Annotated in this window: 21 protein-coding genes; 7 read left to right on the top strand and 14 right to left on the bottom strand. The window is 65.4% G+C overall.

Going from position 1 to position 22,605, the window contains the following annotated elements:
• The first annotated feature begins 192 nt into the window (after nt 1-192).
• Complete coding sequence (locus BOH68_RS12790; RefSeq protein WP_077374866.1) at nt 193-558, top strand: hypothetical protein; 366 nt, start codon at nt 193-195, stop codon at nt 556-558.
• 150 nt (nt 559-708) lie between these two features.
• Here the strand turns inward: BOH68_RS12790 and BOH68_RS12785 are convergent, their stop codons facing one another.
• The 6 genes from BOH68_RS12785 to BOH68_RS12760 form a co-directional block, all read right to left on the bottom strand.
• Nucleotides 709-1,044 (bottom strand): zinc ribbon domain-containing protein YjdM, encoded by a 336-nt coding sequence (locus tag BOH68_RS12785; RefSeq protein WP_077374863.1) that lies wholly within the window; start codon nt 1,042-1,044, stop codon nt 709-711.
• 213 nt (nt 1,045-1,257) lie between these two features.
• Nucleotides 1,258-2,169 carry a hydroxymethylglutaryl-CoA lyase gene (locus BOH68_RS12780; RefSeq protein WP_077374860.1) on the bottom strand — a complete coding sequence of 304 codons (912 nt, stop codon included), beginning with the start codon at nt 2,167-2,169 and terminating at the stop codon, nt 1,258-1,260.
• A 6-nt stretch (nt 2,170-2,175) separates the two neighbouring features.
• On the bottom strand, nt 2,176-4,437 hold the full coding sequence (locus BOH68_RS12775) for an acetyl/propionyl/methylcrotonyl-CoA carboxylase subunit alpha (protein ID WP_077374857.1): 2,262 nt from the start codon (nt 4,435-4,437) through the stop codon (nt 2,176-2,178).
• Nucleotides 4,438-4,543: 106 nt separating this feature from the next.
• Nucleotides 4,544-5,362, bottom strand: a complete 819-nt coding sequence (locus BOH68_RS12770; protein ID WP_077374854.1) for an enoyl-CoA hydratase-related protein — start codon at nt 5,360-5,362, stop codon at nt 4,544-4,546.
• Nucleotides 5,363-5,445: 83 nt separating this feature from the next.
• Nucleotides 5,446-7,053 (bottom strand): carboxyl transferase domain-containing protein, encoded by a 1,608-nt coding sequence (locus tag BOH68_RS12765; RefSeq protein ID WP_077374851.1) that lies wholly within the window; start codon nt 7,051-7,053, stop codon nt 5,446-5,448.
• Between the two features lie 42 nt (nt 7,054-7,095).
• Nucleotides 7,096-8,265: an isovaleryl-CoA dehydrogenase gene (locus BOH68_RS12760; protein ID WP_077374848.1), complete on the bottom strand. Its 1,170-nt coding sequence runs from the start codon at nt 8,263-8,265 to the stop codon at nt 7,096-7,098.
• Nucleotides 8,266-8,684: 419 nt separating this feature from the next.
• Between BOH68_RS12760 and BOH68_RS12755 the strand changes: the two genes are divergently transcribed.
• The 3 genes from BOH68_RS12755 (at nt 8,685) to BOH68_RS12745 (ending at nt 11,345) form a co-directional block, all read left to right on the top strand.
• Nucleotides 8,685-9,425, top strand: coding sequence for an ATP-binding cassette domain-containing protein (locus BOH68_RS12755; RefSeq protein WP_077374845.1), 741 nt, complete (start codon nt 8,685-8,687; stop codon nt 9,423-9,425).
• Nucleotides 9,422-10,999, top strand: a complete 1,578-nt coding sequence (locus BOH68_RS12750; RefSeq protein WP_219815781.1) for a glycine betaine ABC transporter substrate-binding protein — start codon at nt 9,422-9,424, stop codon at nt 10,997-10,999. Before BOH68_RS12755 ends, BOH68_RS12750 begins: the two co-directional genes overlap by 4 nt.
• Nucleotides 11,000-11,180: 181 nt before the next feature.
• Nucleotides 11,181-11,345: a hypothetical protein gene (locus tag BOH68_RS12745; protein WP_167592973.1), complete on the top strand. Its 165-nt coding sequence runs from the start codon at nt 11,181-11,183 to the stop codon at nt 11,343-11,345.
• 125 nt (nt 11,346-11,470) lie between these two features.
• Here BOH68_RS12745 and BOH68_RS12740 read toward each other — a convergent pair whose 3' ends face one another.
• The 7 genes from BOH68_RS12740 to BOH68_RS12710 all read right to left on the bottom strand — a co-directional run bounded on the left by BOH68_RS12740 (nt 11,471) and on the right by BOH68_RS12710 (nt 18,357).
• Nucleotides 11,471-12,328 (bottom strand): ABC transporter ATP-binding protein, encoded by an 858-nt coding sequence (locus BOH68_RS12740; RefSeq protein WP_077374842.1) that lies wholly within the window; start codon nt 12,326-12,328, stop codon nt 11,471-11,473.
• On the bottom strand, nt 12,325-13,416 hold the full coding sequence (locus tag BOH68_RS12735) for a FecCD family ABC transporter permease (RefSeq protein ID WP_170877390.1): 1,092 nt from the start codon (nt 13,414-13,416) through the stop codon (nt 12,325-12,327). The genes BOH68_RS12740 and BOH68_RS12735 overlap by 4 nt, the downstream gene beginning before the upstream one ends.
• Nucleotides 13,417-13,613: 197 nt before the next feature.
• On the bottom strand, nt 13,614-14,918 hold the full coding sequence (locus tag BOH68_RS12730; protein ID WP_077374839.1) for a TRAP transporter large permease: 1,305 nt from the start codon (nt 14,916-14,918) through the stop codon (nt 13,614-13,616).
• Nucleotide 14,919: 1 nt separating this feature from the next.
• Nucleotides 14,920-15,477, bottom strand: coding sequence for a TRAP transporter small permease (locus BOH68_RS12725; protein WP_077374836.1), 558 nt, complete (start codon nt 15,475-15,477; stop codon nt 14,920-14,922).
• A 185-nt stretch (nt 15,478-15,662) separates the two neighbouring features.
• Complete coding sequence (locus BOH68_RS12720; RefSeq protein WP_077374833.1) at nt 15,663-16,682, bottom strand: TRAP transporter substrate-binding protein; 1,020 nt, start codon at nt 16,680-16,682, stop codon at nt 15,663-15,665.
• Between the two features lie 213 nt (nt 16,683-16,895).
• Nucleotides 16,896-17,807, bottom strand: coding sequence for a LysR family transcriptional regulator (locus tag BOH68_RS12715; protein ID WP_077374830.1), 912 nt, complete (start codon nt 17,805-17,807; stop codon nt 16,896-16,898).
• A gap of 109 nt (nt 17,808-17,916) precedes the next feature.
• Nucleotides 17,917-18,357, bottom strand: a complete 441-nt coding sequence (locus BOH68_RS12710; protein ID WP_077374827.1) for a VOC family protein — start codon at nt 18,355-18,357, stop codon at nt 17,917-17,919.
• A 290-nt stretch (nt 18,358-18,647) separates the two neighbouring features.
• Between BOH68_RS12710 and BOH68_RS12705 the strand changes: the two genes are divergently transcribed.
• Genes BOH68_RS12705 through BOH68_RS12695 form a run of 3 tightly spaced genes read left to right on the top strand, consistent with a single transcriptional unit; the run spans nt 18,648 to nt 21,123 of the window.
• Entirely contained in the window at nt 18,648-19,415 is a 768-nt protein-coding gene (locus BOH68_RS12705) for a 5-oxoprolinase subunit PxpA (RefSeq protein ID WP_077374824.1), read from the top strand.
• Entirely contained in the window at nt 19,415-20,161 is a 747-nt protein-coding gene (locus BOH68_RS12700; RefSeq protein WP_077374820.1) for a 5-oxoprolinase subunit B family protein, read from the top strand. The genes BOH68_RS12705 and BOH68_RS12700 overlap by 1 nt, the downstream gene beginning before the upstream one ends.
• The gene (locus BOH68_RS12695; RefSeq protein ID WP_218015148.1) at nt 20,158-21,123 is read left to right on the top strand and encodes a 5-oxoprolinase subunit C family protein; all 966 of its coding nucleotides are present in this window, start codon (nt 20,158-20,160) and stop codon (nt 21,121-21,123) included. The genes BOH68_RS12700 and BOH68_RS12695 overlap by 4 nt, the downstream gene beginning before the upstream one ends.
• Before the next feature lie 482 nt (nt 21,124-21,605).
• Here BOH68_RS12695 and BOH68_RS12690 read toward each other — a convergent pair whose 3' ends face one another.
• Nucleotides 21,606-22,580 (bottom strand): SAM-dependent methyltransferase, encoded by a 975-nt coding sequence (locus tag BOH68_RS12690; RefSeq protein ID WP_077374817.1) that lies wholly within the window; start codon nt 22,578-22,580, stop codon nt 21,606-21,608.
• Nucleotides 22,581-22,605 lie beyond the last annotated feature (25 nt).

Here is a 22,605-nt window from a genome sequence, read left to right as displayed (position 1 = left end):
TCTAACAGCTGTCACACTTGGCACTGAAGTATTCGGAACTTCGCATTTACCCCCTCGCGAGTGGTGATCCGTCGTCTGGCCGTGTCAGGGGACGGGAACCCCTGCGCGACAGGATTGCCTGAAAGACGCCATCCCCGAATTTTCAGGAGCGCTGCCCATCACGGGAAATGGGCAGCGACATGAGGAACGAACATGAAGGATCACAGGCAACGCGGACTGATGGTGGGCGTGGCGATGCTGCTGGCGCTGGCGAGCGGCTGTGACGAGCTGGGTGCGCCGCGCCCTGCCAGTGTCACCACGCTGCTCGAGCACTCGGAGGCCTGGCAGGGCGAGCAGGTGGCCGTGCAGGGCAGGATACGCAGTGAGCAGGTGCCGGAGCGCTATTGGCTGGAAGGCGCCGGGCAGCAGCGTATCGAGCTGCACCCCCCCGAACGCATCGGTGCCTATCTCGGGCGCGAAGTCCAGATCAGCGGTCGTTTCGAATTCAAGGTGGGTGGGCAACGGCTGATCGAGATTTCCAACGTCACGCCCCTGGACAAGCCGACTCCCAAGCAGTGAGTGCTCACGGACCCCCGGCGAGAGCGGGTGTCTTGGAGCATCAGCGCATGAAGCCCCGCCAGAGCAGACTCTGGCGGGGCTTCATGGTTCATGGCTCATGGTTCATGGCTCATGACGCTTCTCTGGTGTCGCCAGAGGCACTCGAACCGCTCAGGCCTTCTTCACGAACATGGACTTGAGCTTCATCGGGCCGACGCCATCCACCTTGCAGTCGATGTCGTGGTCCCCTTCGATCAGGCGGATGTTCTTGACCTTGGTCCCGACCTTGACCACGGAGGAGGTGCCCTTGATCTTCAGGTCCTTGATCACGGTGACGGTGTCGCCATCCACCAGCTCGTTGCCGTTGGCATCACGATAGACCGGCCCGGTGTCCTCGACGACGGCCTCCTTGGACCACTCGTGGGCACACTCCGGGCAGACGAACTGCATGCCGTCGTCGTAGGTGAATTCGGAATTGCAGGCCGGGCAGTTGGGGAGGGCGCTCATCTCGGTGTCCTGAAGTCTGTCCCGCTTGTGTCGTGCGCCTGCGGGGTGCGCGGCGCTCAAGGCAAGGACATGCGATGGAAAGGCGCGCATCGGGCTCAAGCGGTGCGCGGAAGCCGGCAAGCCTACACCGATTGCGGGCAGATGGCCCGCTGCTGCGGCGCTTGGTCGCAATTCCGGCGGCAACCTTCCCCGCTCGCCATCAGCCGTTCGCCATCAGCCGTTCGCCATCAGAGCCTGGCCGACGCGTGAGCCATTGGGGCGCCCTAGCTTGCGGCTGATCCAGTCGCCGGTTGCGGCCAGGCGTGCCAGATCCACGCCAGTGTCGATGCCCATTCCCTGCAGCAGATAGAGCACATCCTCGGTGGCGACATTGCCCGAGGCCCCCTTGGCATAGGGACAGCCCCCCAGTCCGGCCACTGAGCTGTCGATCACCGCGATGCCTTCTTCCATCACCGCGTAGAGGTTGGCAAGCGCTTGCCCATAGGTGTCGTGGAAGTGGGCGGCGAGGCGTTCGACCGGCACCTCGCGGCTGACGCGTTCCAGCATCTGCTTGGCCTTGAGCGGGGTGCCGGTGCCGATGGTGTCCCCCAGCGAGACTTCATGACAGCCCATGTCACGCAGCTCACGCGCGACCGCCGCGACCTGCTCAGGGGCAATCTCGCCCTCGTAGGGGCAGCCCAGCACGCAGGACACGTAGCCGCGCACACGCACGCCGGCTGCCGCTGCACGCGCCATCACGGGGGCGAAGCGCTGGAGAGATTCCGCGATCGAGCAGTTGATGTTGCGCTGCGAGAAGGACTCGCTGGCCGCACCGAACACCGCCACCTCACGCACGCCACACTCAAGCGCCGCGTCCAGCCCCTTGAGATTGGGAGTGAGGGCGGAGTAAGTAGTCACTCCGCGGGTGTCATGCTCGGCCAGTGCCAGCATGATCTCGCGATGGTCCGCCATCTGGGGTACCCAGCGGGGGGAGACGAAACTGGCGGCTTCGACATGGCGCAGGCCCGAGTCGGCAAGGCGCCGGATCAGTTCCAGCTTGGTCGTCGTATCGACATGGGCGGGCTCGTTCTGCAGGCCATCACGCGCGCCGACCTCGACGATGCGTACGCTGTCAGGAAAGTGCATGCTCACTCACTCCTTGGCGTCGTCAGCCGTGAATTCCAGCAGCACGTCACCCTGGGTGACGCTGTCGCCGGCACGGAAGTGGAACTGCGCGACCTGACCATCGGCGGGCGCGTTCATGGTGTGCTCCATCTTCATGGCCTCCATCACCATCAAGGGCGTGCCGGCCGTCACCGCGACGCCAGCCTCGACCAGCTGGGCGACCACGGTGCCATTCATCGGGGCGTTGAGGGTCGCTTGGGTCTCATGCTGCGCGTGGTCGACGGCGTCCGCGCGGCGCCACAGCAGGCGTGACTCGGACGGGAGTGCGTCGCTGCTCTGCGCGCAGGTCAGCACCAGCAGCTCGCCGCCACGCGCCGGGGCGTGACTGGCCTGATAGCGACGACGGTGCCCGTCCAGCGTCACGGCGATGGCATTGCCGGCAAGACGCGACAGGTGGCCATCAAGGCTTGTCGTCTGGCGCTTCCCGTGAGAGTGGGTACTCACTTCCAGCTGCCAGCCCGAGGCAGGCAGAGGGGCGTCGTTCACGCTCGCGGGCCCGCCCGAGGCACGCGGGCGGCGGGCGATGACCTGAGCCACCTTGTCGCTGTGTTCCTCGCATTCGGCGTCCCCGGGCAGGCAGAACGCCAACGTCACCTGGTGGGGCGTGCCATTGCGCCAGCCATCGCGGCGCTGCCAGGGGCTGGCGGGCTGGGTCGGCGCGGACGAGCCAGACGCGTCATCGCTGTCATTGAGGCGTGCCAGGGCCAGCAAGGCACTCGTCGCCAGCGTGCCGGGGTCCAGCTCAGGCGTCGGAAACAGACTGGCGTGGTGACGCTCGATGAAGCGGGTATCCAGATGGGCGGCGCGGAAATCCGGATGCGCCGCCAGTCGCGTCAGGAAGGCACGGTTGGTGGTGACACCACGGATCTCGAGCGCCGCCAGGGCACGCAGCAACGCATCGAGTGCCTGTTCACGGCTCGGGCCGAAGGTGATCAGCTTGGCCAGCATCGGGTCGTAATGCATTGAGACGTCATCGCCCTCGGCGACGCCGCTGTCCAGACGCACCTTGAGGGCCGTCGAGCCGGAGGCCTGTTGCGCGCTCTCGACCTCGGCACCGGCAAGTCCGGCGCCGATGAGATCCAGTCGGAAACGTTCCAGCAGACCGGTGGCCGGCAGGAAGTCGTTGTCGGGGTCCTCGGCATAGAGCCGCGCCTCGAAGCTGTGACCCTTGAGCTCAAGCTCATCCTGCTGGCGGGGCAGTGGCTCGCCACGCGCGATGCGCAGTTGCCATTCGACCAGGTCCTCGCCGGTGATCATCTCGGTGACGGGGTGCTCGACCTGCAGACGAGTATTCATCTCCATGAAGTAGAAGGCGCCATGGCTTTCGCTGCCGGGCTGCGGGGCATCGAGCAGGAATTCGATGGTACCGGCGCCGACGTAGCCGATTTCCCGTGCGGCGCGTACCGCGGCCTCGCCCATCTCGCGGCGCAGTGCCGGTGTCAGGCCGGGCGCCGGGGCTTCTTCCAGCACCTTCTGGTGACGACGCTGGACACTGCAATCGCGCTCGAACAGATAGACGCCACTGCCATGACTGTCACAGAACACCTGCACCTCGACATGGCGCGGCTGGGTCAGATACTTCTCGATCAGCATGCGCTCGTCGCCGAAGGCCGCGCGGGATTCGCGTCGGCAGCTGTCCAGCGCTGCCTGGAATTCCCGAGCCTGCTCGACCACGCGCATGCCCTTGCCGCCACCGCCGGCACAGGCCTTGATCAAGACCGGGTAGCCCATGCGGTCGGCTTCGGACTGCAGTAGCGCGTCACTCTGGTCATCGCCGTGATAGCCGGGCACCAACGGCACGCTGGCGGCCTGCATGCGCGCCTTGGCGGCCGACTTGTCGCCCATGGCCGCGATGGCACTTTCCGGCGGGCCGACGAAGATCAGTCCGGCCTCGGCCAGGGCGCGTACGAAGCCGGCATTCTCGGACAGGAAACCATAGCCCGGGTGCACGGCATCGGCGCCACATTGGCGGGCTGCCGCGATGACCTTGTCGACATCCAGATAGCTCTCCCTGGCGCTGGCAGGGCCGAGGCGCACGGCTTCGTCGGCTTCCCGCACGTGCAGGGCATTGGCATCGGCATCGGAGTAGACCGCAACGGTCTGGATGCCCATGGCGCGAGCGGTGCGCATCACGCGGACCGCTATCTCACCTCGGTTGGCGATCAGCAGCTTGCGGATCTCACCGCAACCGGTGGGCAGTCGCTGTTCAGTATCGCGATTGACGTTCATGGCAAGATCCCGTGGCGAAGTGGAAAAAGGGGGCGGTCGCAAGGCGTGTCTCAGCAGAAGACCGAGGGTGGCTCAGGACGTTGTCCGCGAGTCGATGAAGGGCGCGTCATGATGATGCGCTGTCGTCGTCGGATGGCGCCCAGGGCGGGCGAGTCCCGGCGAAGAATGCCGCCAGTCCAGCCTGTCCCTGTTCACTGACCCTCAGCTGACTGATCACCTCACAGCAGCGTGTCTGACGCCGGGTGTCGTCGTCGGCGACGGCCACCTCGGCGAGCAGGGCCTTGGTGGCGCGGCTGGCCTCGGGCGAGGTCGCCAGCAGCGTGCTCACCATGTCGGCGACGCGCGCCTCCAGCAATTCATCACTGCACACGTCATGCACCAGCCCCAGCTGGTGGGCGGTGTGGGCATCGATGACTTCCGCGGTCAGTGCATAGCGGCGCATCTGGCGCATGCCGATGGCGCGCTGCACGTAGGGGCTGATCACCGCCGGTGCCAGGCCGATGCGCACCTCGGAGAGACAGAAGCGTGCGCGTTCGGCCGCCAGCACGATGTCGCAGCAGGCCGCCAGACCCACGGCGCCGCCGAAGGTGGCCCCCTGCACGCGGCACACGCTGGGGCAGGGCAGTTCATCGAGCAGCTGCATCAGGCGGGCAAGCTCCCGGGAATCGGCAAGGTTATCCTCGCGCGAATACTCGACCATGCGCTGCATCCACTTGAGGTCGGCCCCGGCCGAGAAGCTCTTGCCTTCGGAGGCCAGCACCATCACGCGTACCTCGCCCTGACTCGCCAGGGCGTGCAGGTGCGTCAGATGGCCGTTCAGCGCCTTGATCAACCGGTCATCGAAGGCGTTGTGCACCTCGGGGCGCGCCAGGGTCAGAGTGGCGACACCGCGCTTGTCGATCTCGAGTCGGCAGAATTCAGTCATCGTCACCTTGTCCAATCAGTTAGCCAATGGATCATCATTTATCCAATGAGTCGGCTGTCAGGGCGTCTCTCTGGTTGAGCGAATCACATGCGGAAGACACCGAAGCGACTCTCCTCTATCTCGGCATTCATCGCGGCGGCCAGTGACAGGCCGAGAATGTCGCGGGTCTGCAGCGGGTCGATCACGCCATCGTCCCAGAGTCTGGCGCTGGCATAGCAGGGGTGGCCCTGATGCTCGTATTGTTCGCGCACCGGTGCCTTGAAGTCCTCCTGTGCCTGTTGCGGCCAGTCGCGGCCCTCCCGCGCATGCTGCTCATACTTGACCTGGGCCAGCACGTTGGCCGCCTGCTCGCCGCCCATCACCGAGATGCGTGCGTTGGGCCACATGAACAGCAGGTTGGGGTCGTAGGCGCGGCCACACATGCCGTAGTTGCCGGCGCCGAAACTGCCGCCGATCAGCACCGTGAACTTGGGGACCCTGGCACAGGCCACCGCCGTCACCAGCTTGGCACCGTGCTTGGCGATGCCCTCGTGCTCGTAACGTGAGCCGACCATGAAGCCGGTGATGTTCTGCAGGAAGATCAGCGGAATCTTGCGCTGGGCGCACAGCTCGATGAAGTGGGCGCCCTTGACGGCACTTTCCGAGAACAGCACGCCGTTGTTGGCGATGATGCCCACCGGATGGCCGTGCAGGTGAGCGAAGCCGGTCACCAGTGTCTCGCCGTAGTAGCGCTTGAATTCATCGAAGTCCGAATCATCCACCAGCCGACCGATCACTTCGCGCACGTCGTAGGGCTTCTTGAGGTCCGTGCCGACGATGCCGTAGAGCTCGTTGGGGTCCAGCCGAGGTGGGCGGGATTCGCGCAGCGCGAGCTGCCCCTTGCGCTGCCAGTTGAGGCGCGAGACGGCTCGCCGTGCCAGTTGCAGGGCGTGGGCGTCATTGTCGGCGAAGTGATCGGCCACGCCGCTGATCTTGCAGTGCACCTCGGCACCACCGAGTGCCTCGGCGCTGATGTCCTCGCCGGTGGCCGCCTTCACCAGCGGCGGGCCGGCGAGGAAGATGGTGCCTTGCTCGCGCACGATGATGGATTCATCGGCCATCGCCGGAACGTAGGCGCCACCGGCGGTGCATGAGCCCATCACCACGGCGATCTGCGGAATGCCTTCGGCGGAGAGCGTCGCCTGGTTGTAGAAGATGCGGCCGAAGTGATCCCGGTCCGGGAAGACCTCGTCCTGATGGGGCAGATGCGCGCCACCGGAGTCCACCAGGTAGAGGCAGGGCAGGCGATGCTTGCGGGCCACTTCCTGGGCGCGCAGGTGCTTCTTCACCGTCAGCGGAAAATAGGTGCCGCCCTTGACGGTGGCATCGTTGGCGACGATGACGCATTCCACACCGCTGACGCGGCCGATGCCGGTGACCAGCCCCGCGCCGGGCACCGGGCTGTCATAGACGTCATGCGCCGCCAGCGCCGACAGCTCCAGGAAGGGTGATCCCTCATCGATGAGGTGGTCGATACGTTCCCGCACGAACAGCTTGCCGCGCGATTCGTGGCGTTCGCGGGCCTTGTCGCCACCACCGGCGGCGACGCCGTCCAGCAGCTGGTGCAGGCGCTCGACCTCGGCCTGCATCGCGGCATGATTGGCACGGAACTGGTCGCTACGCGGGTTGATCAGGGAGGTCAGAATGGCCATGCGGCAGCTCCATCAGCGAAGGGAAACGGATGGTGTGGGGCGTCATGCGCTTTCATTGAACAGCTCGCGGCCGATCAGCATGCGGCGTATCTCGCTGGTGCCGGCACCGATCTCGTAGAGCTTGGCATCGCGCAGCAGACGGCCGGTGGCGTACTCGTTGATGTAGCCATTGCCGCCCAGCAGCTGGATGGCATCCAGCGCCATCTGGGTGGCCTTCTCGGCGCAATAGAGAATGACGCCGGCGGCGTCCTTGCGCGAGGTCTGGCCGCGGTCACAGGCGCCGGCCACGGCGTAGAGATAGGCGCGGCAGGCATTCAGCGTGGTGTACATGTCGGCAATCTTGCCCTGCACCAGCTGGAACTCGCCGATCGCCTGGCCGAACTGACGGCGCTCATGCAGATAGGGCACCACGATGTCCATGCAGGCCTGCATGATGCCGATGGGGCCGGCGGCGAGCACGGTGCGCTCGAAGTCCAGTCCACGCATCAGGACCTTCACGCCGCGATTGACCTCGCCGAGCACGTTCTCGGCCGGCACCTGACAGTCCTGGAAGACCAGTTCGCAGGTGTTGGAGCCGCGCATGCCCAGCTTGTCGAGCTTCTGCGCGGTGGAGAAGCCGGGGAAGTCGCGTTCGATGATGAAGGCGGTGATGCCCTTGGAGCCGGCGTCCGGGTCGGTCTTGGCATAGACGACCAGTGTATGGGCATCCGGGCCATTGGTGATCCACATCTTGTTGCCGTTGAGCACGTAGTGGTCACCGCGCTTCTCGGCCTTGAGCTTCATCGAGACCACGTCTGAGCCTGCGCCGGGCTCTGACATCGCCAGGGCACCGACATGCTCACCGCTCATCAGCCTGGGCAGGTAGCGCGCCTTCTGCTCCGCGCTGCCGTTGAGCTTGATCTGGTTGACGCACAGGTTGGAGTGGGCCCCATAGGACAGCGCCACCGAGGCACTGGCCCGCGAGATCTCTTCCATGGCGATGCAGTGCGCCAGATAGCCCATGCCACTGCCGCCATCTTCCTCGGGGACGGTGATGCCCAGCAGGCCCATGTCGCCGAACTTCTGCCACAGGTCATCGGGGAAGGCATTGCTGGCGTCGATCTCCGCGGCGCGTGGTGCGATCTCGTCGCGGGCAAAGGCATTGATCTGCTCACGCAGCAGGGTGTGTGTCTCGTCGAGTCCGAAATCCAGCGGCGTATAGAGGCTGTGCATGAGCGGGCATCCTTTGCAGCGATGAGATGAGAAGCGCTTCGAGCGTCTTGACTGTGCGTGCAGCCACGCGACAGGCGAGGCAGTGTTCATGGCCGGTGCAGGCGGTGGGAGATTCGTCAGTGACAGCCCGCCTGAGGTGGCTCTGGAATCACTCTAGAGTAAAGTTGACGTTAACGTAAAGGTTATCATCATGCGCTTTGACCAAGGTCGCAGGCAGTGTCAGCTGACGTGTGCTGGCCCTTGTGAGTGCGCGGGCACTCACGCTGATACTCTGGCCGGCACTCACGCCGGCACCACGCCGTGACCAGAGTCGCCTGACCTGCGTGTCACTGTTAATCTGAATGGCAGGCAAAAGGCCTGACCGACGGGCAGGCGCCGTCATCGTTGCCCACCTCTCACCTGCAAGAAGGATCTTCTCGATGAGTGATGCTCGCGCCCCGGCGGTTCGCTTTCGCGATCTGCACAAGGGCTTTTCGGGTCAGCGATTGTTCGAAGGCATCGACCTCGAACTGCCGCGTGATCGTATTACCGCGCTGGTCGGTGCCAGTGGCTGCGGGAAGTCCACCTTGCTGCAGCTGATCAACGGGCTGATACGTCCGGACAGCGGCGAGGTACAGGTCTTCGGCAAGGGGGTGGACTATGCCAATCTGCCCGCCATGCGCAGACGCATCGGCTACGCCGTCCAGCAGATCGGCCTGTTTCCGCACCTCAGCGTGCGCGACAACATCGCCATTCTGGCGGACCGCGAAGGTTGGACGGCGGACAGGGTCAAGGCGCGCATCACGCGGCTATTCCAGATGATGGACCTGGATCTGGCGCTGTTGACGCGTTATCCGCATGAGATTTCCGGCGGGCAGGCGCAGCGGGTCGGCCTGTGTCGCGCGATGATGCTGGAGCCTCCGCTGCTGCTGCTCGATGAGGCCTTCTCGGCGGTGGACCCGATCACGCGCATCGAGGTGCATGCCCAGTTCCAGCGCATGCAGCAGGAAGAGCCGCGCAGCGTGGTGATGGTGACCCATGACATGAATGAGGCGCTGAGTCTGTCCGACCACATGGTGGTGATGGCACCCGGCGTGGTGCTGCAGGCTGCCAGTCCCGAGACGATCGCCAGGGCGCCTGCGGATGAGCGCGTGGCCCGACTGCTGGAGGCACGCGCATGAAGATGCTGATGACGACTCCCGTCCTGCAACGTTCGCGCCGCGGGCTGTCCGGCGCGCTGATGATCGCCGGCCTGGCGCTGGCGAGTCTGGGGGCCCTGGTGAGCAGCCCGCTTGCCAGCGCGGAAGAGGAAGCCGCGGCATGGCCCGAGGACAAGCCCATCGTGGTGGGCTCCAAGGCGGATCGCGAAGGCCATCTGCTCGGCGAGATCTTCGCCCAGGTACTCGAGGATGCCGGCTTCACGGTCGAGCGTCGTCTCGGGCTGGGGCAGACCATCATCACCTATCAGGGGCTGGCGGAGGGGGAGCTGGATGTCTATCCCGAGTACACCGGCACCCTGGCGCACGCCATCCTCAATCTGGACAGCGTGCCGCCGCTCGACAACCTCGATGCTCTGAGTCGTGAACGGGGGCTCAGGGTGCTCAAGCCACTGGGCTTCAACAATACCTATGCCGTGAGCATGCGGCGTGAGCAGGCCGAGTCGCTGGGCATCAGGACGATCGGTGATCTGGCGGATCACCCGGAGCTCTCGATCGCGATGTCGCATGAGTTCATCAAGCGCTCGGATGGCTGGCCGGGGCTGGCGGATGCCTACGCGCTGCCGCAGGTGCCCCGTGGCATCGAACACGGCATCGCCTATCAGGCGCTGCGCGAGAGCAAGATCGACGCCACCGATGCCTACTCCACCGAGGGTGACATCCAGCGCTTCGACTTCGTGCTGCTCGACGACGACCAGGGCTATTTCCCCGAGTATCTGGCGGTGCCCTTCGTGAATGCCGCCTTGCCGGAGAAGGCTGTCGCGGCGCTGGATCAGCTGGCGGGCAGTCTCGATGAGGACAGCATGCAGGCGCTGAATGCCGAGGTCTCCACCGAGGAGCAGAGCTTCGCCCAGGTGGCCAGCCGCTTCATTCAGGATCAGGGCATCACCACCGAGCAACGCGAAGTCAGTGGCGCCAAGTGGGACAAGCTCGGTACCAATCTCATCGAGCATCTGCAGTTGACGCTGTCCGCGCTGCTGCTGGCGTGTCTGGTCGGTCTGCCGTTGTCACTGCTGGTCTACCGCAATCCGAAGGTCTCGCGGGTCGTGCTCTACGTCACCGGCCTGCTGCAGACCATCCCCTCCATCGCGCTGCTGGCGTTGATGATTCCGCTGTTCGGGATCGGGGTGGTGCCGGCGGTGATCGCGCTGTTCGTCTACTCCCTGCTGCCGATCATCCGCGCGGCCATCACCGCACTGCTGACGGTGGACCCGCTGCTGGTCAAGGTGGCGCGCGGGATGGGGCTGACGCGCCGTGAGCAGCTGCGTCACGTCATCCTGCCGCTGGCGACGCCCAATCTGCTGACGGGGATCAAGACCGCCGCCATCATCAACATCGGTACCGCGACCCTGGCGGCCTTCATCGGCGCGGGCGGGCTGGGCGAACCCATCGTCACGGGGCTTTCGCTCAACGACTATGATCTGGTGCTGTACGGCGCGATTCCGGCGGCGCTGCTGGCCATCTGCGCGGAGCTGTTGTTCGAGTTGTTCGAGCGCATGGTGATTCCGGCGCATATGCGCGGGCTCAAGGCTCGTTGACCTGGACGGGGGCCGGAAAAACCCAGACAGGCCCGTCGCGATTGTTGTACACGGTGTGCAGCAATCAAGGAAAGGCGTTGCGCAGGATTATCGTTGGCCACCGATGTGAGTAGAGTGAACGCCATAGTGAAGACTCGCTGACGGGAGTCTTGTGTAGCGAACCTTGAATTGGAGACGTCTCATGCGTATCAAGAATCTGTTCCCGATCGCGCTGGTCGCGGCCACACTGGCACTCGGCGGCTGTGGTCTGTTCGATCATGGTCATGGCGGCCACGGCGGCGGTCATGGTGGCGGCCAGCAGCACGGCATGATCGACACCGGCTCTCAGGCCTCCCACCTGTCCTGAGTCTGCGTGAGGGCTGATGGCCCCGTGAAGAACCGCCTCCGACGCATGCGTCGGGGGCGGTTTTTTTTGTCTTCGCCAGAAGGCAAGAGGCGGCTGGGCTGGAAGAACGGGAAGAGCTGGCAGGCCTAGAGTGCGCGAAGGGCCACGATGGCGGGCGGGCTGCCATCCTCTGGCCAGTCGACCCGTGCCTCGATGGCGTAGACCTCGCGCAGTCGCTCGACGCTCAGTACCTCGCGCGGCGGGCCGCTGGCCGCCAGACGCCCGCGATCCAGCAGCCAGAGCTGGGCGGCATGCCGCGCGGCCAGGCTCAGGTCATGCAGCGCGACGATCACGATGCGCTGACGGTCGCGGGCATCGCGGCCAAGCCAGTCGAGCACCGCCAGCTGGAAGTGCAGGTCCAGGGCGCTGGTGGGTTCATCCAGCATCAGCAGCGCCGGCTCGCGTACCAGCGCCTGCGCGATGGCGACACGCTGGCGCTGTCCGCCGGAAAGCTGCCCGAGTCGTCGGGAGGCCAGCGGGGCCAGCTCCAGTGCGCTGACCAGCGCCTCGCAGTGGCGCAGATTGGCCTGCTCGTCCAGATGGCCGGCCAGGCGTCTCGCCAGCAGCAACGACTCGAAGACCTCAAGCATCGCGCCGCCTTCACTGAGCTGCGGCAGGTAGCCGATACGTGCCGCGCGCTGGCGTGGCGTGAGGGACGCCAGTGCCTCCCCGTCGAGACACAGCTGGCCGCTGGCCGGCAGCAGCCCGGCGATCGTCTGCAACAGGGTCGATTTTCCGGCACCGTTCGGGCCGAGCAGGGCGGTCAGCTCGCCACGGCGAGCGCGCAGCGTGCCCGGCATGTCCAGCACCGGATGCCCCCCGCGCAGGACGCTGAGATCCTGAAGCACGAGCCCCTGGCCATCGAGAGCGCCTTCGTCGCGAGACTGCGCGAGGCGGGCTGGCGCGTCGGATTCGGCGGTGGGCGCGTCATGTCGCTGGTTCATCCGTCGTGTCCTCGGCGCTTGAGCGTCAGGCTGACGAAGAAGGGCAGACCGATCAACGCGGTGATCATGCCCAGTGGCAGCAGCACGCCGGGGATGAGCGAACGGCTGAGGATCGAGGTCAGCGACAGCAGCAGGGCGCCGATCAGCGCCGAGAGGGGCAGCAGGCGCTGTTGCTGTTCACCTACCAGCAGGCGGGCGATGTGGGGCGCGACCAGGCCGATGAAGCCGATGCTGCCGACGAACGAGACGGCGGTGGCGGTCAGAAGCGCCGTGCACATCAGGCCGCTCAGACGCAGGCGGCGCACGTCCACGCCCAGCGCACGGGCCTGGGCTTCCCCCAGGCTCAGGGCGGTCAGCTCGCTGCGTCGACGATGAAAGACCACCGCACACAGCGCGATCACCAGGCTCAACACGGCCAGGCGTGACCAGCTGCTGCGCTCGAGGCTGCCCATCGACCAGAAGATCAGCTGCTGCAATGCCTCGGGCGAGGCGACGAACTGCAGCACGCCCAGCAGGGCATTGAAGAAGAACATCAGCGCGATGCCCAGCAGTACCAGAGTCTGTACGCCGACGCCGGGCAGGCGCTGTGCGCTCCACAGCACCAGCGAGGCCCCCAGCGCGAAGAGGAAGGCATTCAGCGTGACCCCAAGCCCTGCGCCTGCGAGGCTCTGCCATGAGGGCAGCACCAGCTGCACGAGGTCGAGATGCAGGATCAGGCCAAGCCCGGCACCGACGCTGGCCGCCGCCGAGACTCCCAGCGTGAAGGGGTCGGCCAGCGGGTTGTGCAGCAGGGTCTGCATCTGGGCACCGGCCATGGCCAGTGAGGCGCCGACGGTCACCGCCATCAGCGCGATGGGCAGGCGCAGTTGCCAGAGGATGGCGTGGGCGAGCGGATCGTTCGCTTCGCTCTGCCACAGTGCGGGCAGCAGACGTGCCAAGGGCAGCTCGCCACTGCCCTGGCTGATATCCAGCAGGCAGGCGGCCAGGACCGCGAGGCCACTGGTCCAGAGCCACAGGGCCCCATGGCGCTTTCGACGGCGCCAGTCGGCGATGGGTGAGGTGACGGGAGAAGTCAGGGAGTCGGGCACGGTGAGGTCCGGCGGTGGCGTGTCAGTGTGAAGCACGGGCGGCAGCCTGAAGCGCTTGCGTGTCACAAGCCTAGCGACTTGGCGTGGGAAGGAGAAGCCACGAAAAAGACCTCCCCGAAGGGAGGTCTGGAAGAGGACGACGTCCCGGGAGGGGATCTGTCTGCCGTGACAGTGCGTCGGGGACGTGGAGGGCCGGATCAGCCGTTCATGGCCTGGGGCAGATAGAGCACGATTTCCGGGAAGAGGTGCATCAGCACGATGGAGAAGATCATCAACAGGAAGAACGGCAGCGTCGCCTTGGTGATGGTGATGATGTCCTTGCCGGTCAGGCTCTGGATCACGAACAGGTTGAAGCCCACCGGCGGGGTGATCTGCGACATCTCGACCACGATGATCAGGTAGATCCCGAACCAGATCAGGTCGAAACCGGCGGCTTCGATGACCGGCATGATGATGGAGGTCACCAGCAGGATCAGCGAGATGCCATCCAGGAAGCAGCCCAGGATCAGCAGGAACAGTGTCAGTACCACCAGCAGCATGGTCGGCGACAGCCCCAGGGTGGCGATGCCTTCGGCCAGTTGCATCGGAATCTGGGTGAAGCTCATCGCGGAGGACAGGAAGGAGGCACCGGCGATGATGAAGGCGATCATGCATGAGGTGCGCAGCGCCGCGAACAGCGATTCCTTGAAGGTGGCGGCGCTCATGTGGCCATTGAGTCGCGCGATGATCAGCGACAGCACCACGCCGACCGCCGCCGCTTCCGTCGGTGACGCCAGGCCACCGTAGATGCTGCCGAGGATGCCGCCGATCAGTGCCAGCAGCGGAATCAACTGGGCGCTGTTGCGCAGCTTGGCCATGAAGCTCATGTGCGGCTCATCATGGCCGGCGCGGCCCTGCGGCTCACCGACGACCTTCGACCAGATCGCCAGATAGCCCATGAACAGGGCCAGCAGCAGCATGCCCGGCAGGACACCGGCGATGAACAGGCGCGAGATGGACTGCTCGGTGACCACGCCGTAGACGATCATCATGATCGACGGCGGAATCAGCAGACCGAGGGTCGAGGCGCTGGCGAGGGTACCGATGGCCAGGTTGCTGTCGTAGCCGCGACGCTCAAGCTCCGGCAGGGTCATCTTGCCGACGGTGGCACAGGTGGCGGCGGAGGAGCCGCACACGGCGGCGAACAGACCGCTGCCGATGATGTTGGAGTGCAGCAGGCGGCCCGGCAGGCGATTGAGCCACGGTGCCAGCGCGCGGAACATGTTGTCGGCGAGTCCGGAGCGGAACAGGATCTCGCCCATCCACACGAACATCGGCAGGGCGGTCAGGTCCCAGCCGTAGCTGGCACCCCAGAAGTCCGAGGCCAGGATCGGGCCGGTCTCGAAGCTGGAGAAGAAGGTCAGCACGATCCAGCCGGTGCCGATCAGCGAGAACGCGACCCACACGCCGCCGCCGAGCAGCAAGGCGAGGGCCAGCAGAGTGACGAGGATGAGTGTCAGCATGTCATTCGGCTCCGTCTTCGGGCTCGGGCGCCACGTAGCGTGAAGGCGCGGTGAAGGCGGTGCGCAGCGTGGCGATCAGTGTCTCGAGAATCGCCAGGCACAGAAGGCCGGTACCGGCGACCAGCACGCTCTGCGGAATCCACAGCGGCAGGGCCAGCAGGCCGGAGGAAATGTCGTGGTACTCGAGGCTCTCGCCGACCAGCAGCACCAGTTCATGGGTGATCAATACGCTCAGGCTCAGTGCGATCAGCAGCGCCAGGCTCTCGACCCACACGCGCACGGCGGGCGGCAGGCGATTGATGACCAGCGTCACGCGGATGTGCGCGTGGTGCGTGAAGGTATAGGCGAGGCTCAGGAAGGTGGCGCCGACCAGCAGGAAGGCGGCCATTTCCGAGACGCCGGAGATCTCGAAACCGAGACGTTCGGCACCGAACATCACCAGGATGGCGTCGATCAGGCGCAGGAAGACCTGCAGGCTGACCAGGGTGCAGATCAGCAGCATGCAAGCTGCCGCACCCCACGCGCCGAGGCGATAGAGTCTGTCGAGGAAGTAGGTCATGACATGCACTCACAGGGAAGGTGAGGGTGGCCACGCGATGCCGTGTCGGGGAGTCCCTGTCGCGTCTGCCAGCGGGCAGAGGCGGGCAGGGGAGCGACGTGATCATCGCGTGGCGGGGTGACGATACCGGCCAGGTGCCGAGCGTTCAGTTGATGGGACGAACGCCCGGCGCTGGCAGGCGGGGCTCAGGCATCGAGATCGGCGCGATAACGCTCGAGCAGCTGCTGGCCTTCATCGCCGGCGCGTGATTTCCAGTCCTGGAACAGCTTGTCACCCGCGGCCTTGAGGTCTTCGGACAGCTTCTCGTCCGGCTCGGTGATGGTGAAGCCATTCTCGGTCAGCACCTTGGCGCTCTCGTCGGCATCGGCCTTGCTGGCTTCCCAGCCGCGGGTCTCGGCGGCCTTGGCGGCGTCCAGCACGGCCTGCTGGGTGCTCTCGTCGAGGCGATCGAAGGCACGCTTGTTGACGAAGACGATGTTCTTCGGCAGCCACAGCTTGGCGTCGTTGTAGTGCTTGACGTAATCCCAGGCCGACATGGACTTGCCGGTGGAGCTGGAGGTGATCATCGCGTCGACACGGCCGGTGCTGAAGGCGGTGGGGATGTCGGCTTCTTCGGTCTCGGTGGGCTTGCCGCCGACGTTCTCGACGAAGCGCTGGGTGTTGATGTTGGGCGCGCGGATGCGCAGGCCCTTGAGCTGGGAGACGTCGGTCAGGTCGAAGTCGGTGTAGATGCCCTGGGCCGGCCAGGCGACCGCGTACAGCGGCATCAGGCCTTCCTTGGCGAACAGCGCGGTGATGTCCGGCTTGGAGGCCTGCCAGAGAGCGAAGGCTTCCTCGTAGCTGGAGGCGACGCCCGGCAGGGTGTCCAGCTCGTAGACCGGCGATTCGTTGGACAGGATCGACAGGAAGATCTCGCCGGCCTGGACGGTGCCGCGACGCACGGACGGCTTGATCTCGCCGTGGGAGATCAGCGAACCGCCGCTGTGCACGGTGATGCTCAGCTCGCCATCGGTGGCCGCGGTGACCTCCTCGGCGAACTGCTTGGTGTTCTTGGTGTGGAAGCTGGCATCGCCATACGGAGTGGCGAGGTTCCACTGTGCCGCGAGGGCCGAGCCACTGAAGGCCAGGGCACCGGCGGCTGCCAGTCCGATGAGGGTACTGGAGGTGGCAGATTTGCGGGTGAGGGAGTCGCTGGGCTTACGCATGTCTAGTTCCTCATTATTATTGAATGTTGTCGGCAGACGATTTCATTCTTCAAGTGACAGGCCATCCCGTCCAATCGTTAATTCTGATTCACAGTATCGATGAAATCTTTCATCGTGTCGTCGCATGAAAGCCTTTGGCGATATTGTTAGACCTTGGTATGACGTGGTCTGGCGCACGATCAACCCTGTCTCAGCGCATGCATGACGCTTCGATCAGTCGGCGGGAGGCGCGTGCTGGCGAGAGTAGGTCTCGGCACACTGGCGACCCAGGCGCGCGACACTGGCGCAGAAGTCGGGGTAATTGGCATTGCGCCAGATGGCCTCATAGACCATCGGCGGCAGCGGGGTCTCGAGTGGCAGGCGCACCAGTTCGCCGTGATTGATCACGTCCTCGACGGTGGCGACCGGCAGGACACCGATGCCCAGTCCTTCGCTGCTCATGCGCAGAATGGTCATCAGGGTGCTGGTGCAGTGCACCTTGGGCTGGGTGATGCCCTGTTCGGCGAGGTAGCTGACAAGCTCCGTATAGGGACGGGCCTGCTTGCTGAAGGAGATGAAGGGGGTTCTGGCGAAGCATTCGCCGTCCTGGGCCAGCTGCTCGGCGAGGGTCGGCGAGGCGAACATGCCCATCTCGAAGGTGCACAGCGGTGTCTGGGTCGCGTAGGGGCCCATGGCGGCGCTGTCCATCGCGAACAGCATGTCGAGGTCATTGTCGGCCAGGCGCTGATGCAGAAAGGGCGAGATGTCGACGGTCATTTCCAGCGTCAGCTTGGGGTAGCGCTCGGCCAGCTGGCGCATGAAGGCCGGGAACCAGCTGTTGGCGATGGTCTCGATGACGCCCAGACGCAGCGTGCCGGAAAAGGCGCCTTCCTCCTGAAACAGGCGCATGGCTTCTTCGCGCCCGCTCAACAGGCGTTCGGCATGCGCGAAGAATTCCCGACCGCGCAGGGTGGGCTGGATGGGGCGGGTGGCACGCTCGAGCAGCGATTCGCCGACGGCGGCCTCAAGACGGTTGATGCGGTCCGAGATGGAGGGCTGGGTGAGGTGCAGCTTGGTCGCGCCCTTGCGGAACGAGCCGAGCCGCACGACCCAGACAAAGGCCTCGAGTTCCTTGAAATCGAACATGACAGATGCCCCGTGATGAATCGTTGAGACCGACCATCTTGCCGCATGCCGTGCAGGGCGTCAGCTTTCATCACCGGGCATGCCCCGCACGAGACGGGGCGCGGGACCTTCACTTGCGAAACAGCTGGCTCTCGCGGTCCTTGAAGGCCTTGAACTCCAGCGCGTTGCCGGTGGGGTCGAGGAAGAACATCGTGGCCTGTTCACCGGGCTCGCCCTTGAAGCGCACATGAGGTGCGATCTCGAATGTCACGCCTTCGGCAGTGAGACGATCCGCCAGTGCCTGCCAGGCCTCCATCTCGAGTACCACCCCGAAGTGCGGCACCGGGACGCCATGCCCATCGACCGGATTGCGGTGCTGGGCGAGCGGGTTGTCAGGGTCGGCCAGTGCCGGGTTCAGGTGGCAGACGAACTGGTGGCCGTAGAGGTCGAAATCGACCCAGCTGTCCGAGGAGCGTCCCTCCGGACAGCCGAGGAATTCGCCATAGAAGCGCCGGGCTTCGGCGATGTCACGCACTTGAATCGCGAGGTGGAACGGATCACTGACGGCCATGTGGAAATTCCTGTTGTTGTGGGTGGTTCCGCCAGACAGGACGCGTCGGTCGCCTGAGTCAGGCCGGCATTCGGAGAGATGACGGCCCTTTCGTGGCTGTCCGGGGTGCCCCAGACAGAAGCATGTGGCGGTCTGACAGGCAAGCGGATGATTGACTGGGCTTTCATACCTTCTGGTAATGAAAGATTTCATCGATATAACGAATCACAAAATACGATTGGATACCGAGGCATGGCCTTACTTAGAGTGGAGGGATAACAACACACAAGATCATCCTGCGAGGTGTCTCAATGTCCCGTTCCGCTCCCTCCCTCCCTCTGCTCAATTGCGACATGGGCGAAAGCTTCGGCAACTGGAAGATCGGCCTCGATGACGAGGTCATGCCCTACGTCGATTGCGCCAACATCGCCTGTGGCTTCCACGCCTCTGACCCCACCATCATGCGCCGCACCGTGCGGCTGGCGATCAAGCACGACGTGCGCATCGGCGCACATCCCGCCTATCCGGATCTGCAGGGTTTCGGGCGTCGCTCCATGGCCTGTTCGCCTGCCGAAGTCGAGGACATGCTGCTCTATCAGATCGGCGCGCTCGACGGTATCTGTCGCGCCGAAGGCACTCGCGTCCAGTACGTGAAGCCGCATGGTGCGCTCTACAACGACATGGCCGCTGACCCGACGCTACTGCGCGCCGTCATGCAGGCCGTGGTGCGCTATGACGCCAGCCTGCCGCTGATGGTGATGGCGACCGCCAATCCGGCACCGATGCAGGCACTGGCCGACGAGATGGGCATCACACTGTGGTTCGAGGCCTTCGCCGATCGTGCCTACGACTCGCGCGGTCACCTGGTCTCGCGTCGTGAGCCCGGCGCCGTGCATCACGACAGCGAGGTAATCATCGCCCAGTCGGTGACGCTGGCGCGCGGTGAAGCCCTCACCGACAGCAGCGGCGGTGATCTGGTGCTCAGTGCCGACACCCTGTGCGTGCACGGTGACAACGCCGAGTCCGTGGCCGCGGTGCGTGCCATCCGTGACGCCTTCGATGCGCTGGCGGGTGCCTGATGGCTGGGGGGAATAGCCACGAACGTGGCTCGTCACCGCAACTGCGCCTCGAGACCGTCGGCATGGACTCGCTGATCATCCGGCTGTTCGACCGCATCGAGGAATCCAACATGGCCTGGATTCTGGCCGCTGACGGGGCCTTGCGTGAGGCCTTCGGCACAGCGCTGGTGGATCTGGTGCCGTCCTATACCACCTTGCTGCTGCACTATGACGTGGCGGCACTGGAAGAAGGCGAGGTGCGTGCCCGTATCCAGGCGGCCCTCGAGAACCTCGCTCCGCAGAGCGGTCAGCAGGGCCAGCTGCACGAGGTGCCCGTCTGGTACGACGACAGTGTCGGCCCGGAGCTTGCGCCGATCGCCGCGCGTCTCGGCATCAGTGTCGAGGCGTTGATCGAACGGCATGGCGCGCATGATTACTGCGTGTTCGCGCTTGGCTTCGCCCCCGGTTTCGCCTTCATGGGCGTGCTGGAGGAGGCATTGACCACACCGCGCCTCAAGACGCCGCGCCAGAAGATCGCCCCCGGCAGCGTCGGTATCGCCGACCGTCAGGCCGCGATCTACCCGTCCCGCTCTCCCGGTGGCTGGAACATCCTGGGCCGCACGCCCATCACGCTGTTCGGTCGCAACGAGGCCGGTGAGCCGTCCAGTCGCTTCATGCCCGGTGATCGCGTGCGTTTCGTTTCCGTGAGCCGAGAGGAATTCGTTGGCCTGGGCGGCGATGTCACCCCGCTGGAGGAGCGCGCATGAGTGCCGACAACGACAAGCGCGTGAGACTCGACGTCGAGCGCAGCGGTGCCCTGGCACTGGTACAGGATGCGGGACGCCTGGGGGTCCGCCATCTGGGCGTGACCCAGGGCGGCGCGGCGGACTGGGTGTCATTGGGCTGGGCCAACTGGCTGCTGGGAAATGCCCCGGATGCGCCGGGACTCGAGATCACCATGGGCGGCGGCCTGACCCTCAAGGTCGGGCAGGCGGGCACGCTGGCGCTGTGTGGCGCTGATCTGGCGGCGACACTGGATGGTGAGGCGTTGCTGCCCGGGCAGGCCTTCGCCGTGACGGCGGGGCAGGTGCTCAAGTTCGAGCGTCCGGTCGCCGGGCTGCGCGCCTATCTGGCCTTCCCGGGTGGGCTGGATGTCGCCCCGGTGCTGGGCAGTGCGGCCTGTACCGTGCGTGATGGTCTGGGCGGGCTGGATGGCGAAGGTCATGCACTGGCCAGCGGCGATGTGCTCACGGCGGCCGGCAATGAGCTGTCGCTGCGCGAATTGCCGGCGTCGGCACAGGCATGGCAGCAGTCGCTGACCCCCGAGGAGGGCGAGGCGCTCGAACTGGCGCTGGTGGTAGGCGCCCAGATTGCCGAATTCAGCGGCGACAGCCTCTTTCGCGCCTTCAACCGCGACTGGGCGGTAGATGGTCGCGCGGATCGCATGGGCGTGCGTCTGACCGGCCCGCGTCTGGAGCGTGACGGTGCCGGGATGGTCTCCGAAGGCATTCCGCTGGGCGCGGTACAGGTGCCCGCCGATGGCCAGCCGATCATCCTGCTCAATGATCGCCAGACCATCGGCGGCTATCCGCGCCTTGGCGCACTGACGCCGCTGGCCTGCGCGCAGCTCGCCCAATGCGTGCCGGGCACCAGGGTGCGGCTGGCGGCCGTGACGCCGGGCCAGGCGCGCCAGGATCACCTCGCGGCACTGGCCGCCTGGCAGGCGTGAGGGCTCGCTGATCCAGTGCGCCATGCCGTGCCGATGAGCTGACGGACGGCGTGTCGGATCAATGGCTCGCACCGGCAGGAATCGAGCTGACAGCACGAGCAGACAAAGCGAGCAGACAAAAAAAGGGCCTCCAGATGGAGGCCCTTTCGGTTTTCCCGTGAGGGAATCTTTGATGCAGTCGGCGCGGATTGATCAGATCAGCGCCTTGATGAACAGATTCCCGGAGAAACGGTGCGCGAGCATCGGGAAACTGTGCACTGGCACATGGAAATGAAAGACATGCTCCAGTGCGGTCATCATGGTGAGGAAGACCCTCTTGCATGACGACGGATAACGAACGGCTTATCCCCCGAACGGGACTGTACTGGCAAGAATAACGGTTGATGACAGTGGATGCCAGTCATTTACGAGCGGTGTTTTCTAATTTTTTTCACGCCGGTATCGGACTGGCCTCACGCGGGAAACCTCCAGCCTCATCACCGTCACGGATGGCGGCGCTTGCGCAGTCGCCACAGGTGCACTTCCAGCCAGCCGGCCTCCAGCGCCTCGGCCAGATTGTGCTGCATCGTCGGAAAATGCGGCCCGAAGATCAGCTCCGGTGTCAGCGTCTGGCTGGCACGCTGGGCGGGCGAGAGTGGGGGCTGGCCGGAGGCGCCGGGGGAGGGTGTGCGCAGACGCCGCGCCTGCCAGGCGAGCACCTGAGGCGTCAGTTCGGCGTGCGCCTCGACCTCGAAACCACTGTTGGCCATCGCCTCGTGCAGTTCCTCGCAGCTGGCCAGGTGATCGGCGCGGGGCGTCAGTGCCCAGGGCACCGGCAGCTGCGGACGCTCATGGAAGGCTTGTGCCTGGACGCTGAGCACCGGCTCATGCAGCACCAGATAGCCGTCATCGTTGAGGCAGTCATGCCACTGACGCAACACGTCGGTCTTGTCGCTCAGATGGACCAGCAGGTGCTGGCTCAGGATGCGGTCGACATGTCGCCCTGTCAGGGCGGGGTGCAGCTCGGGATAGCAGGCGTCGCCCTCCAGCACTCGGATACGCTCGCGCAGGCCGGTGGCACGGTTGAGCGCGACGGCCAGCTGGCAGAGGCTCTCCGAGAGATCCAGCGTGGTGACGTGATGCCCGACGCTGGCATGTTGACTGACCAGCATGCGTGCCAGTCCGCCGAGCCCGGCACCGGGCTCGAGAATCGCGAGTGGCATGCCCTCGGGGGTCTCGAGAGCCGCCATCGCCAGCAACTCGCGGCTGCCGGCCGCGCCTCCCAGATGCAGCTGATCCAGCCTTGCCAGCGCCGTGGGCGGCAGGACGGGCTCAGGATGCGCCTTGATCAATGCCTCGAGTGCCTCCTCCAGTGCCGCGTGATGCCGAGGAGGCGCGTAGTGCGCCACCTGGGCACAGGCCGTGCTCAGGTGGCGAGCGGAGGAGGCGTCGTCGCCTCTCGGCGTGTCGTGACTCATGCGCTTGTTCTCCGTGGCCCTCCGA

Origin of the sequence: Cobetia sp. MM1IDA2H-1 (assembly GCF_002916775.2) — a bacterium.
In the GTDB taxonomy this organism is placed as follows: Bacteria; Pseudomonadota; Gammaproteobacteria; order Pseudomonadales; family Halomonadaceae; genus Cobetia; species Cobetia marina.
This window is presented reverse-complemented; position numbering and strand designations above follow the sequence as displayed.

Coding starts and splice junctions, on each gene's coding strand:
- BOH68_RS12790 (WP_077374866.1), top strand. CDS start 193: ATGAAGGATCACAGGCAACGCGGACTGATGGTGGGCGTGGCGATGCTG.
- BOH68_RS12785 (WP_077374863.1), bottom strand. CDS start 1,044: ATGAGCGCCCTCCCCAACTGCCCGGCCTGCAATTCCGAATTCACCTAC.
- BOH68_RS12780 (WP_077374860.1), bottom strand. CDS start 2,169: ATGCACTTTCCTGACAGCGTACGCATCGTCGAGGTCGGCGCGCGTGAT.
- BOH68_RS12775 (WP_077374857.1), bottom strand. CDS start 4,437: ATGAACGTCAATCGCGATACTGAACAGCGACTGCCCACCGGTTGCGGT.
- BOH68_RS12770 (WP_077374854.1), bottom strand. CDS start 5,362: ATGACTGAATTCTGCCGACTCGAGATCGACAAGCGCGGTGTCGCCACT.
- BOH68_RS12765 (WP_077374851.1), bottom strand. CDS start 7,053: ATGGCCATTCTGACCTCCCTGATCAACCCGCGTAGCGACCAGTTCCGT.
- BOH68_RS12760 (WP_077374848.1), bottom strand. CDS start 8,265: ATGCACAGCCTCTATACGCCGCTGGATTTCGGACTCGACGAGACACAC.
- BOH68_RS12755 (WP_077374845.1), top strand. CDS start 8,685: ATGAGTGATGCTCGCGCCCCGGCGGTTCGCTTTCGCGATCTGCACAAG.
- BOH68_RS12750 (WP_219815781.1), top strand. CDS start 9,422: ATGAAGATGCTGATGACGACTCCCGTCCTGCAACGTTCGCGCCGCGGG.
- BOH68_RS12745 (WP_167592973.1), top strand. CDS start 11,181: ATGCGTATCAAGAATCTGTTCCCGATCGCGCTGGTCGCGGCCACACTG.
- BOH68_RS12740 (WP_077374842.1), bottom strand. CDS start 12,328: ATGAACCAGCGACATGACGCGCCCACCGCCGAATCCGACGCGCCAGCC.
- BOH68_RS12730 (WP_077374839.1), bottom strand. CDS start 14,918: ATGCTGACACTCATCCTCGTCACTCTGCTGGCCCTCGCCTTGCTGCTC.
- BOH68_RS12725 (WP_077374836.1), bottom strand. CDS start 15,477: ATGACCTACTTCCTCGACAGACTCTATCGCCTCGGCGCGTGGGGTGCG.
- BOH68_RS12720 (WP_077374833.1), bottom strand. CDS start 16,682: ATGCGTAAGCCCAGCGACTCCCTCACCCGCAAATCTGCCACCTCCAGT.
- BOH68_RS12715 (WP_077374830.1), bottom strand. CDS start 17,807: ATGTTCGATTTCAAGGAACTCGAGGCCTTTGTCTGGGTCGTGCGGCTC.
- BOH68_RS12710 (WP_077374827.1), bottom strand. CDS start 18,357: ATGGCCGTCAGTGATCCGTTCCACCTCGCGATTCAAGTGCGTGACATC.
- BOH68_RS12705 (WP_077374824.1), top strand. CDS start 18,648: ATGTCCCGTTCCGCTCCCTCCCTCCCTCTGCTCAATTGCGACATGGGC.
- BOH68_RS12700 (WP_077374820.1), top strand. CDS start 19,415: ATGGCTGGGGGGAATAGCCACGAACGTGGCTCGTCACCGCAACTGCGC.
- BOH68_RS12695 (WP_218015148.1), top strand. CDS start 20,158: ATGAGTGCCGACAACGACAAGCGCGTGAGACTCGACGTCGAGCGCAGC.
- BOH68_RS12690 (WP_077374817.1), bottom strand. CDS start 22,580: ATGAGTCACGACACGCCGAGAGGCGACGACGCCTCCTCCGCTCGCCAC.